At 49.8% G+C, this 12,623-nt stretch carries 12 protein-coding genes; all 12 read right to left on the bottom strand.

The genetic code is table 11. From position 1 onward, the window contains the following. The 12 genes from ABH897_RS24240 to ABH897_RS24295 all read right to left on the bottom strand — a co-directional run bounded on the left by ABH897_RS24240 (position 1) and on the right by ABH897_RS24295 (position 12,578). Positions 1 to 843, bottom strand: a complete 843-nt coding sequence (locus tag ABH897_RS24240) for an ABC transporter permease (protein WP_283653996.1) — start codon at positions 841 to 843, stop codon at positions 1 to 3. A gap of 2 nt (positions 844 to 845) precedes the next feature. Continuing rightward, positions 846 to 2,015, bottom strand: coding sequence for an extracellular solute-binding protein (locus ABH897_RS24245; RefSeq protein WP_283653997.1), 1,170 nt, complete (start codon positions 2,013 to 2,015; stop codon positions 846 to 848). 98 nt (positions 2,016 to 2,113) lie between these two features. After that, a complete protein-coding gene (locus tag ABH897_RS24250) occupies positions 2,114 to 3,145 on the bottom strand; it encodes an ABC transporter ATP-binding protein (RefSeq protein ID WP_044648128.1) in 1,032 nt (343 codons plus the stop codon). 28 nt (positions 3,146 to 3,173) lie between these two features. Next, positions 3,174 to 3,998, bottom strand: a complete 825-nt coding sequence (locus ABH897_RS24255) for an ABC transporter permease (RefSeq protein WP_149096164.1) — start codon at positions 3,996 to 3,998, stop codon at positions 3,174 to 3,176. Positions 3,999 to 4,231: 233 nt separating this feature from the next. Continuing rightward, positions 4,232 to 5,518, bottom strand: a complete 1,287-nt coding sequence (locus ABH897_RS24260; RefSeq protein ID WP_044648129.1) for an adenylosuccinate synthase — start codon at positions 5,516 to 5,518, stop codon at positions 4,232 to 4,234. Between the two features lie 378 nt (positions 5,519 to 5,896). Next, positions 5,897 to 7,255 (bottom strand): replicative DNA helicase, encoded by a 1,359-nt coding sequence (gene dnaB, locus ABH897_RS24265; RefSeq protein WP_014278975.1) that lies wholly within the window; start codon positions 7,253 to 7,255, stop codon positions 5,897 to 5,899. 2 nt (positions 7,256 to 7,257) lie between these two features. Then, the gene (rplI, locus tag ABH897_RS24270; protein ID WP_014278976.1) at positions 7,258 to 7,701 is read right to left on the bottom strand and encodes a 50S ribosomal protein L9; all 444 of its coding nucleotides are present in this window, start codon (positions 7,699 to 7,701) and stop codon (positions 7,258 to 7,260) included. Then, positions 7,698 to 9,686, bottom strand: coding sequence for a DHH family phosphoesterase (locus tag ABH897_RS24275; RefSeq protein ID WP_014278977.1), 1,989 nt, complete (start codon positions 9,684 to 9,686; stop codon positions 7,698 to 7,700). Before ABH897_RS24275 ends, rplI begins: the two co-directional genes overlap by 4 nt. An 11-nt stretch (positions 9,687 to 9,697) precedes the next feature. Next, positions 9,698 to 10,615 carry a DUF2232 domain-containing protein gene (locus ABH897_RS24280; RefSeq protein WP_044648131.1) on the bottom strand — a complete coding sequence of 306 codons (918 nt, stop codon included), beginning with the start codon at positions 10,613 to 10,615 and terminating at the stop codon, positions 9,698 to 9,700. A 5-nt stretch (positions 10,616 to 10,620) separates the two neighbouring features. After that, positions 10,621 to 10,923: a MazG-like family protein gene (locus tag ABH897_RS24285; protein ID WP_404592825.1), complete on the bottom strand. Its 303-nt coding sequence runs from the start codon at positions 10,921 to 10,923 to the stop codon at positions 10,621 to 10,623. Between the two features lie 121 nt (positions 10,924 to 11,044). Beyond that, the gene (locus tag ABH897_RS24290) at positions 11,045 to 11,473 is read right to left on the bottom strand and encodes a CBS domain-containing protein (RefSeq protein WP_283653999.1); all 429 of its coding nucleotides are present in this window, start codon (positions 11,471 to 11,473) and stop codon (positions 11,045 to 11,047) included. Between the two features lie 46 nt (positions 11,474 to 11,519). Then, entirely contained in the window at positions 11,520 to 12,578 is a 1,059-nt protein-coding gene (locus ABH897_RS24295; protein ID WP_404592826.1) for an LCP family protein, read from the bottom strand. Between the last annotated feature and the right edge of the window lie 45 nt (positions 12,579 to 12,623).

Here is a 12,623-nt window from a genome sequence, read left to right on the forward strand (position 1 = left end):
CTAGCTCGCATCCGCATCATTCACCATGGTTCGAATGTAAAAGTATCCCATAAAAGAACACAGTAAAAACATAAACACTGCCATAGCGCTGGCTGTATGCGTCTCCTGATAGCTGGAAAATACCTGCTGCATTGCGACACCCAGCACCTGCGGCGAGTTGGCGCCAATCAGGAACGGAGCTGTGAAGCTGCCCATAATCCCCATAAAGATGAAGGTCACCGCAACCCACATCGTTTTGTAGGAAAGGGGTAAAATAAAGCGCCCAAACAGTTGCAGCGTGCTGGCTCCCGCGTCTCTGGCACTCTCCACAACAGCGTTTGGAATGCTGGCAAGGGCCGAGCTTAGCAGCATGGTGGCGAATGGAATGTTAAACCACAGATTAGCCAGCACCAGACCTTTGTAGTCGTAAATAATCCTCGGAATGGTTTCAATACCCAGCGGCAACAAAAGGCGTGCAGCCCAGCCATGATTGCCGTACATCGTAATGATCGCATAGGTTGCAATTACGCCGGGAACGAACATCGGGACAAAATACAATCGGCCGATCCATTTGACAACAAAACCTTTTCCAAATCGCAGATAAATCGCCAAAGCGTAGCTGATGACCAATGTGAGGGCTGTCGAGACCAGTGTGACATTGATCGTATATATAATGTTTTTTCGCATCGCAGGCTCCGTAAAGAGGCGGATATAGTTCGCCAGCCCGTAGCCCGTTCCATGCTGATCTATCAGGCTTTCCTTTACGGCATAGAGAATCGGAATAATGACGACGACCAGCAAAATGAGAAAAGACGGGATGACCAGGGCAAGCCCCAGCATCCCCCTTTTGGACGATGAACTCATGATTAACCGCCCGCTACTTCACTCTGCCAGCGTTTGTAGATTTCCTGCTGGAGCTCGCCGCTGTTAAAGCTACGGTATCCAGAAGATACACTGTTGAATTTTTCTTGCAATTCACTTGGCATCAGACTCCACTTAATCCCCGGATAGCCATACATTTTGTTGATGACCACCGTTTGCGCTTCTGGCGTCAGCACAAAATTCAGGAATTCTTGTGTTGCTTCTTTTTTGGAGGAAAGCGAAGGAACCATCAGATAAGACGGACCGCCTGTAAAAGCAGGGTCGATCTGTGTCAGCTTCACCGTGTCTGGAAGCAGACCTTTAGCCAGTTGTTCGAGCGCCATATCGGACCAGGCCGGAACCATGTCCACCTCTTCACTTGCCAAAATATCAAGCGTGCCTTGGTTCTTTTTCGGATAGACTCCCTTTTGGTACATCGAAGGACCCAGTTCCTTGAGCAACGAGAAGCCTTGATCCCATTTCTTCATATTTGCCGGATCATCACTGTTCATCGCCTCTGGAGGAAGGAAATTATAGATAACCGTGTTCACAAACGAGCTACCCGATCCACCCGTGGACGGGTCGTTATAAGCAAATTTTCCCGGGTGCTGACGAATCCACGTATACAGCTCATCCGCTGTTTTCGGAGGTGTCGCTACTTTTGCACTGTTGTAGGCGAGAACAACCGAAGAGGCACGGTATGGAATGGCCTGATTGTTTACTTGCTTGAGATACGTTTCATCTACATTCGCCAGGTTCGGAACTTTGGCGGTGTCTACCGTTTCCCACAGTTTTTCGCCTACCCCTTTGGTGATGTCATCCAGACTGCCTTCGTACAGGTCGATATCTGTATCGGTTTGCCCGCTCTTCTTGGCTGCGATCAGACGATCCAGTGTAGATGCGCCCCCGGTTCCCGCTGGCAAATACACCAGTTTGACCTTAACGTGATCATTTTTAGCTTCAAAGTCCTTGATTAACGTTTCCCACAGCTCTTTGACGTTCAAAGAACCGCCAGTGTACAAGGAGATTTCTGTCGTTCCCGTAGCTGCTCCCGCTTTCGTATCCTTGGCTTCCCCTGTAGCTGTAGCGGCATTACCACCGTTTCCACATCCAGCCAACAACGATAAGCTAAGCACCCCAGACAAAATCAGACCCATCTTCTTTTTCCCAAACACGTTGTTGCCTCCTTTAGATAGTTGCACAAGTTCGCAGCATCACCAGATGATGCGTTCATGATGGACATTGATGCGATGTAGAGGTTGATCGTGAATCTTCACTGTGCTGCTGGAAAAGTAACAATTTTACTGAAGCTGAATCTGATTTGCTCTCCACTGCGCAGATCGGCCGCCCGTTCACGTGGCACAAACATTTTCAGATGATCGGTACCGCTATCCAGCGAAACCTCCGCATAATGCCCGAGAATCATCACTTGCCTGATCGTTCCGGCTAGAGAGCCGTTTTCTTCCGTCGTCAGAACAATATCCTCTGGCCTTACACCGACCATGGATTCACCGCTGTATTCATGCTCCTGCGCGAACGCAATTCCGCTCACGGACACACTGCGACCTGTACTCACCCCCTTTAATAAATTGATGCGACCAATAAAGCCCGCTACAAAAAGCGACTGTGGCTTGTCATAAATCTCCTGCGGTGACGAGAGCTGCTCAATCCGACCCGCATTCATAACGACGATCCGGTCGGAAATGGATAAGGCCTCCTCCTGATCGTGGGTGACGAACACCATCGTCATCCCCGTCTGGGTCTGGATGTCGCGCAGCTCCTCCCTCATCTCCATGCGCAGCTTGGCATCGAGCGCTGAAAAAGGCTCGTCCAGCAGCAATACATCCGGCTTTAGCAGCAGAGCCCGAGCAAGTGCTACCCGCTGCTGCTGACCGCCCGAGAGCTGCCCCGGCGTTTTACGCTCTGCCGTCTCCAGCCGAACCAGCGCCAGCGCCTCCTTCACCTGGCGGTCAATCTCTGCCTTTTTCACCTTACGAATCTTCAACCCGAAAGCAAGGTTGTCATACACCGTCATATGCGGCCACAAATTATAGCTTTGGAACACCATAGCGGTTGGGCGTTTTTCGGGTGGCAACTTGAGCACACTTTTACCCTGAATCTGAATGTCGCCACTGTCCGGGTCCAGAAAGCCGCCAATGGAGCGAAGCACGGTTGTTTTACCACAGCCGGAAGGACCGAGCAGGGTTACAAGCTCCCCTTTCATCACGTCAAGTGAGATGCCCTTGACTCCGTCTCCCGTCTTAAAGCGCTTGGTTAACTCACGAATGGATAATTGAATGGACATTAGCTTTGGCTCCTTTTTACCAATTGCATTATTTCACCTGGAATCCGCCAGCCAGCACGTCCGCACTTACGAAACGCCTTGCGGCCAGCAGCAAGATCACTGTGGGCAGAGTCAAAATGACGGAGAATACAGCACCCGTAGTACTCGGATAATCCGCAATAATGGAATACATAATGACAGGCATCGTTTTATAGTCTGGTGTCCCGACGAGCAGCGTTCCCTGCGCCTCATCTAATGAAGCGAGAAATGTAAAGATGGAAGCGACCACAATGCCGGGCAGCGCCATGGGGAACGTAATTTTCCAGAAAACCCGTAACGGTCCCGCCCCGGCATCCCGGGCAGATTCCTCTTGAGCACGATGGACGCTGCGGAACGCAGAGGAAGGAATCCAGGTCATGTACATCAGCGTGTTCACCATGTGGATCAATACAATGCCCGTAAAGGTGTTCATCAGCCCGAACTTGTAGAACAACACCGCGATAGACACGTACAGCCCCATTTTTGGAAAAGCATGCGTGAGCAAAAATGAAAACAAAAACCACTTACTCAGCGGAAACGAAATCCGCGCGAAGGCGTAGGCAGCGGGAACACATACGATAATCGAGCACACGGTAACCGTAATGGCGATCAGGAAGGATAGAGATATGGAGCTGAGCACATCATCCTGGGTCAATACAAATTTCCACCATTCCAGTGACAAGCTCTGTGGCAGCGGTGCAGGATACTGCCATTTTCCTGAAACCGCCAGCAGCAACAGGTTAGTCAGAGGCCCCAGGAAAAAAATGACGAAAATAACGAGCACGATGAACTCCACAATTTTGCGTGTGCCAAGTGAGCGAAGATACCAGTTCATAATTCATCCCTCTCAAGACGTCTAGACGTCCGAATCTCTTTCTATCTGGATTATAGAGAGGGTTTGTTATCACAAATCGACATGGGCGATAAGATTTTGTAAAGGGGAAGGAAATCAGAGGAACGGTTTTTACATAAAAAAAGGAGAGGGGGGCTTTTAACAGCCTCTCTCTCCTTGGTCGTGCAGGAATAGCTATGCATAACGCCTTAACAGATGAAAACAATTCTGCTAGCTTACAGGTAAATCGGAAGCACCTGGTTCGTTTGGTCACGGTTACGACCAACAGAGAAGATTGCAATTGGAATACCTGTCAGCTCAGATACGCGTTGTACGTAATTACGAGTAGTCTCAGGCAGTTCCTCCAGCGTTTTCACGCCAGTAATGTCTTCGCTCCAGCCTGGCAGTTCCTCGTATACGGCCTCGCACTCCGCCAGCATTTTCAAACTAGCCGGATAATGCGTAATCACCTCACCGCGATACTTGTAGCCTGTGCAAATTTTCACCGTTTTCAGACCTGTCAATACGTCCAGCGAGTTCAAGGACAAACCTGTAAGTCCGCTGACACGACGGGCATGACGTACAACCACACTATCAAACCAGCCAACACGACGAGCACGACCTGTAACGGTACCATACTCATGACCTGTTTCACGGATGTAATCGCCGATTTCATCATTCAGTTCCGTTGGGAACGGACCGTCACCGACACGAGTTGTGTAGGATTTAGCTACACCGATGACTTGTTGAATCTTGGACGGGCCTACACCGGAACCGATACATACGCCGCCAGCCGATGGGTTCGAGGACGTAACGTACGGATACGTACCTTGGTCGATATCGAGCATAACGCCTTGCGCGCCCTCGAACAGTACCTTTTGATTCGCATCAATCGCATCATTCAACACAACAGACGTATCCCCTACATAAGGACGAACAAATTCTGCATACTCCAGGTATTGTTTCAGTATTTCTTCTACATCCAGCGGCTTGCCGCCGTATACTTGTTCAATCATTTGATTCTTCTCTTTTGTTTGATGGCGCAGCTTCTTTTCGAATTCCTCTGCATCCAGCAAATCAGCAATACGAATACCATTACGTGCAGCTTTATCCATATAAGCAGGGCCGATCCCTTTACGCGTCGTACCGATTTGGTTAGGTCCTTTGCGGTCTTCCTCCAGCACATCCAACGTGATGTGGTATGGCATAATAACATGTGCACGGTCGCTAATGACCAGATTTTTCGTAGAAAAGCCATTATCGTGAATGTAAGTAATTTCTTCAATAAGAGCGGCCGGATTAACTACCATGCCGTTGCCAATGACACACTTTTTATCTTCATAAAAAACGCCGGATGGAATCAGGCTCAGCTTGTACTTTTTACCGTCAATGAGAATCGTATGACCGGCATTGTTTCCGCCTTGGTAACGGGCCACCACTTCAGCGCTTTCCGCCAGATAGTCCGTAATTTTACCTTTGCCTTCGTCTCCCCATTGTGTTCCCACAACGACTACAGTTGACATGTTTCATTCCTCCGTGGAGTGCCCACAGACACTCTGATTTTGGGCTGACGCGCTACGTATATCTGACTTCAACCGCCTGAGCGGACAGATATAGAACGTTCTCGGACAGCAGGAAAAAACGTCCGTCGCAGACATTCCGTAGGTACGGAAAGCCCCGGGCGTAATGATCTCCCCACTGCGTTGAAGCAGCACTATAAGTGTAACAGCACCATTTTTTAAAGTCAAATAAAAAGCGAACATTATATCACATGAAAATAGTATTGTTCGTAATTGAGAGTTTCGGTCCTTATATGAAAACATATGAGCATGATATGTAAAAGGCCCTTCGACATCGCGCAAACCGCGTCGAAAGAGCCTTTTTTCAAATATATCATTCCGTTATCCAGCGAACGCATCCGAATGGGCACGCTCATAATTGGCGAATTTATTATAATTTTTGAGAAACACCAGCTCTACCGTACCGACCGGGCCGTTACGTTGCTTGGCAATGATAATCTCAATAATATTTTTCTTTTCCGTTTCCTGATTATAGTAATCATCCCGGTACAGAAACGCGACGATATCAGCATCCTGCTCAATGGAACCGGATTCCCGCAAGTCACTCATCATCGGACGCTTGTCCTGACGCTGCTCTACACCCCGGCTTAACTGGGAAAGGGCGATTACAGGCACTTCCAGCTCACGGGCAATTTGCTTCAAGGTCCGTGAAATTTCGGATACCTCCTGCTGCCGATTCTCGCCCGATTTCCCGCGCCCATGAATGAGCTGCAAGTAGTCGATCACGATCATGCCGAGTCCTTTTTCCGTCTTGAGACGGCGGCACTTGGCACGGATATCCGCAACAGTAATACCCGGCGTATCGTCAATATAGATCTCGGCCTCTGACAAGGCCGCAATGCCCATCGTCAGCTTCGCCCAATCGTCGTCGCCTTTAAAATCACCTGTCCGCATGACGTTCGCGTCCAGATTGGCCTCGGCGCAGATCATCCGCTGAACGAGCTGGGCCGCCGACATTTCCAGACTGAAGATGGCTACCGTCTCCTTCGCCCGAACCGCAACGTTTTGCGCAATATTCAGGGCGAACGCCGTTTTACCCACGGATGGACGAGCTGCCACAATGATTAGATCATTGCGCTGGAAACCCGCCGTCATCTTGTCCAAATCAACAAAGCCGGACGGAATCCCGGTCGTATTGCCCTTGTTCTGATGCAGCAATTCGACCCGGTCGAACACTTCCATCACGACATCGCGGATGGCAATAAAGCCGCTGCCCGAGCGCCCATTGGATATCTCCATAATCTTGCGCTCGGCATCGCTCAGCATACCAGCGACGTCCTCGCCGCCGCTATAGCCTTCGCTCACAATCTGCGTGGCTGCACGAATCAATCGGCGGAGCATCGCCTTTTCTTCAATAATCTGAGCGTAATAATCCACGTTAGCCGCTGTCGGCACCCCGTGAGCCAGCTTCGCCAGATAGCTGACGCCCCCGATATCCTCCAGCTGACCCTTGTCCTGAATTTTCGAGGTCAGTGTAACCAAGTCTATCGGCTGTCCGGATTCACCCAGCTCAATCATCGCTTCGTAAATCATCTGGTGAGCCTTATCGTAAAAATCCTCGGTCTGCACCCGCTCCATCGCTGTAATCAGTGCTTCGGACTGGAGCAAAATGGACCCGATAACCGCCTGTTCTGCCTCCAGATTTTGCGGAGGAATCCGATCGAAAAATTCGCCGCCCATAATTATTCTTCGGTCACCTGTACCTTCAGCGTAGCTTTGACCTCAGGATGAAGCTTAACGGTCATTTGAGTCACGCCCAACGTACGAATCGGTTCTTCCAGCTCGATTTTGCGTTTGTCCAGCTTAATCCCCGTTGCAGCGACCGCTTCCGCGATTTGCTTGCTTGTAATTGCGCCGAACAGTCGACCGCCTTCACCAGCTTTTGCTTTCAGCTGAACGGTTGTGGATTCCAGCTTTTTGCCGAGTGCCTGCGCCTCTTCCTTTTCCTCTTGCTTGCGCTTTTCCTCAGCAGCGTTCTGGTTCTCCAGCGTCTTCATATTCCCTTCCGTCGCCGGGCGGGCAATACCGCGCGGCAGCAGGAAATTCGCTGCGTACCCATCCGATACTTCCTTAATTTGTCCCTTCTTGCCTTGGCCCTTCATATCTTTAATAAAAATCACTCTCATTCAAATAACCCCTCTTCCCCATCAATTTCGGCCAGCACGTCGACCACTCTGCGTTTGGCTTCCTCCAGCGGACAATCCAGCTGAACCGCCGCATTCGTCAGATGTCCTCCGCCGCCTAGCCGTTCCATGACGACCTGTACATTCATGCGTCCGAGTGAACGGGCGCTGATCCCCACCAGGCCGTCAGGACGTTCACTGACCACAAAAGAGGCCAGTACATCCGTCATATTGAGTAATGAATCCGCCACCTGAGCAATCAGGAGCTGCGGTATCTTCTGTCCGGGCTCTGTCACCGCAAGCGCGATGTGCCCATATATCATTTTAGCATGCTTAATAATTTCCGCCTTAGCAATATATTCATCCAGGTCCTCTTTTAACAAACGCTGGATCATCACTGTATCCGCCCCGCTACGCCGCAAAAAACCGGCAGCCTCAAACGTCCGCGAGCCTGTATGCAAGGAAAAATGCTTGGTATCCACCGTAATCCCTGCAAGCAACGATGTCGCCTCCAGCGGCGTCAGTTGAACCTTCTCATGAATATATTGCAGCAGCTCTGTCACCAGCTCACAAGCCGACGACGCATATGGCTCCAGATAAATCAAAACAGAGTCGTTAATAAACTCCTCGCCCCGACGATGATGATCTACAACGACCACCCTGCTCGCCGTCTGCACCAATTTTGGCTCAATCGTCATCGAGGCCTTGTGCGTATCCACCACGACCAGCAGGCTGTGCTCGGTCATCAACTGGAGCGACTGCTCTGGTGTCATGAGCGCTGCCGACAGATTCTCGTCCTTGTTCACCTGCTCCATCATCCGGTCGATGGACGGATTGGATTTATCCAGCACGATGTGCGCCTCTACGTTGTAGAGCGCTGCCGCCTTCCACACCCCAATGGCTGCTCCCAGTGCATCCATGTCCGGTATTTTGTGCCCCATGATCAGCACGCGGTCGCTCTCCTGCATCAGGTCACGCAGCGCGTGCGCAATGACCCGCGCGCGCACCCGTGTACGCTTTTCGACAGCATTGGACTTGCCGCCGTAAAAAGATAGACGCTGTCCGGCCTTCACCGCCGCTTGGTCGCCACCCCGTCCGAGCGCCATATCCAGACTGGACTGAGCCAGCTCACCCAGCTCCTTGATGCTCTCCGCGCCGAAGGACAAACCGATGCTCAGTGTCATCGGCACTTTCAAATCGGCAGTCATTTCCCGCACCGTATCCAGAATGACGAATCGACTTTGCTCCAGCTCCTGAAGCGCCTTGTGATTCAGCATGATGAGATAGCGCTCGGATGACAAACGGCGCAAATAAATATTGTACTGGTTCGCCCATGCTGTAATCTCGCTCGACACCTTCGCAATAAGCGCGGTACGTTGCTGATCGTCCATTCCCTGAGCAGCTTCATCCATATTATCAAGCATAACGATGCCGAGCGCCAGCCGCTCGTTCTCATACTGCTTGCGCAGCACCGCCAACTCCGTTACTTCATACAAATAAATCAGACGCTCATCCAGCACGATGAGGAACTGATAATAGCGCTCATCATGCTGTAGCTCTACCTTTAGCTCACGCACAGGCTCCTTCGTTTCCTTTTTGGCACCCAAAGCTCCTGCCAGCTGGGGAAAAAGGTCCTGGAGCGGCTCGCCTATCAGTGACTGGTCCTCGAACATTTCCCCAGCGAACCGATTGTGCCATTCTACCGTTCGATTTTCACTGTATAAAATGATGCCAAACGGCAGTGAGCTGACCGCTTCCCCTTCCACCCGCTTGATGCGAAAGGAAAGGCCGCTGATATATTGATTCAGTTCCCGACGGAAATCCAATTCCGTCTTCAGCATCAGCCCGCCGAGCAAGAATGACAGCACCAGTCCCATCACACCCAGTTCCCAGTTATACATGGAAATACATATGACAAGCACCAGCAGCAGTAAAAACGCCCAGACAGTCTGATAGCCGTGCCAGCGTTTTTGTAGAAATTTAGGCATGACTGTTCACCCTATTTCTTTGATCTTGTAATAGCTTCACGCAGCGGAAAGGCCAAATCAATAATACCGATAATGCGGAGTGGCTGGAACACCAGAACGACGAGCGATAGCAGCACCGCGATCACAGGGCTCATGTTACGGCTATGCGTCCAGAAGTAAATAAATCCGATCGTCTGGATAATAAAGCACGCATGAATCAGCGGCAACATACTAACAGAAACCGCCTGAACCCAACTGCTGTCAGAGGACATAGCCACCCACTCAAACACAATCGCCAGCAGGTAATACCAGATGAGCGCGCGTGGCAGTCTCCATTCTCGGGCAGGCTTCATTTTGCGTACAGGCACATCAAGGCTACTCAATGCCGGACGCGTCAGAGCGTGCGTGATCACAGCCAGTAAAAACGAGGTCAGGATCAGCACATATGGAACTTTGCCGATCATCATCGTACCGAGTCTCTGTGTATCTTCTGCTGTCCAATTCATGCCAGGAAGCATCGGATTGCCATTTAGGATTTGCTGTACCAGATTTGCCGATATAGCAGCCTGATCACGAAGATACTGCGAAAGATCAAACCCGAAGGTATACGTAGCGATGAGCAATACAACCAACAACTCGGCTAAAATCACACCCGTTCCGGTCATCAACGCCTGAAAAGCAGGTGCTCCCTTTTTATATACCCGTCCCATTAACAAGGCGGGGATCAGAAAATAAATCGCGGGAAGCAGCAAATATACATCTTGTAGCGCTATAATCAACAGCACCGGTATGACATGAATCAGAAATCCCTTGAAAGGCAGCGATGAAAACAATACAACGCCAGGCACAATCAGCAAAAATACGGTAAAGATTCTTAAGGGTGTCAATAGAGACAGCAGCAGAAGCAAATAAATAACGCTCCATGCTACAGTTGCCAAGCGGAATTTCAAAGTTTTCACCTCTTACGCATATGTTCTTCCAGTGCGGATATGTCCTGATACCAATCCTCCAGCTGGTGTCCTTCTTTTCTGTGCTTTCTTAGCTTGTCGATGAGGAGATCATCCAATTCACGGTAAGGCACCCCAAGACGTCTTCCCAAAATATAACTGCTCATCATCAGACTCGCCAGACAATCGCCAATGTGGGCTGTACTGCCCTCCCACATCGCTTTAAACAGACGGGAAACCTGATCAAGTACCTCTGTTTTGAGCCATTCAATCACCTTGGCCCGTTTAACTACATCCATTTCTTTAGGCATATGATGAAGAGTCACACCCCTCTGAAAAAGCTTTATTCTCCATTATAGCATATCCTATTTTGAAAATAACTGTTACCCCATAGGATAAATAGTTATTTTCAAAGCAGCTATGCTGCTTGCTTTAGGATGACGAGTTAAGCGATTCTCTCGACACGAATTTTTCACAATATTCAATAATCTGGCTACGGCGGACAATGCCAATAAACCGTTCCATATCATCCACCACAGGTACAAAGTTCTGCACCTTAGCCAAATTAATTAAATCCTCCATATTGGCATCAATGGACACCGGCTTTATCGAAACCCGAAGCGGGACGTCCTTGAGCATAAACTTCGAAGCGTTTTCAAAGGTTATTTTCCCCTCAGATTCCTTCATATGCCACAGCAGATCACCCTCTGTAACCGTGCCGGTATATCTACCTTCCTTATCCAAAATCGGAACCGCCGTGAAGCGGTGATGCTCCATTCGCTCCAACGTTTGCCGTAAAGTTGCATCCGCCGTGACAAAAGCAACCTCTTGTTTGGGAAGCAAGAAAAAAGCGATATTCATGAGAAAAGAATCCCCCTCAAAATCAATTGTAAAATCAAATGATTACTCACTGAATGTCCTGCTTGTCGGGAAGCTTCAGCGTCTGCGGGGTTGTGCCAGAATCCAGCCAGTTTGCGATCATAAGTCTGGCGTATTCGAGTTCCTGTTCATTGGCCCGGTCATAATACAGGCCCTTTTTCTTGAAACCTTCCCCTGTAATCGTAAAGCTCGAAATTTGTGGTTGCCCCTGCGAAATGGCCTGCTTGCCAAGTCCTGTAATAAAAGTAGGCTCCATGTCCGTCTTGAAATTGGCTCCCATAATATCGAGCAGCTCCGGAATCTTGGAGATTTCGTTGATATTCAGCAGCTTATCCGCCATTGCATTCAGAAAAATTTGCTGCCGTTTGGTACGGTTAAAGTCGCTGTCTTCCCTATATCTAACATAATACATCGCTTCTTCGCCATTATAAAGCGGCTTGCCCGCCTCGATGCGGAACTTGATATGCAGCGGATTTTTATTCTCAATCGGCTTATCGATGGGAAGCTCAACCCCGCCCACCGCATTTACAGCATCCTGAATACCCTGGAAATTAATCGTAGCATAATAATCGGCCTTATGCTCCATCAGCTTCTCTACCGTAGCTATGGACATATCCTCGCCTCCGAACGCATAAGCATGCCCCAACTTATCAAAATCATCCTCACCGTCATGATTTGGATCATGTCCGACAATCTGGACATACGTATCCCTTGGAAGGGAAACCAGAAGCACACGCGATTCCGCAGGCCGTACAGCCGCATAAATAACCGTATCCGAGCGGCCACGCGCCTTCTCGTTCGGCCTTTGGTCCGTACCGAGCAGCAGCACCGAAAACGGCTCTTTCCGATAAGCAACCGGCTCCGACTGCTTCTGTCCCTCCGATTGGCGCGGCTGAAAGGACTTCTCCAGCTTGCTCTCCAACGTCGGAGATACGAACCAGTCAAAGGCCACCAGCGTCAGCTGTTTACGGAACAGATATCCTCCCACCGCAATCAGAAACAAAACAATACATGAAATATATAGAGCGGTAAACCTTTTTTTATTCTTAGGCTTGCCGCCTGTCCTTCTCCTATGTCTTCTCTCCATAACAGGTTCCTTCCTTCTTTACTTCGATAAATCCCATCTCTTCAT

The sequence above is a fragment of the Paenibacillus sp. RC73 genome (assembly GCF_044908085.1).
In the GTDB taxonomy this organism is placed as follows: domain Bacteria; phylum Bacillota; class Bacilli; order Paenibacillales; family Paenibacillaceae; genus Paenibacillus; species Paenibacillus terrae_A.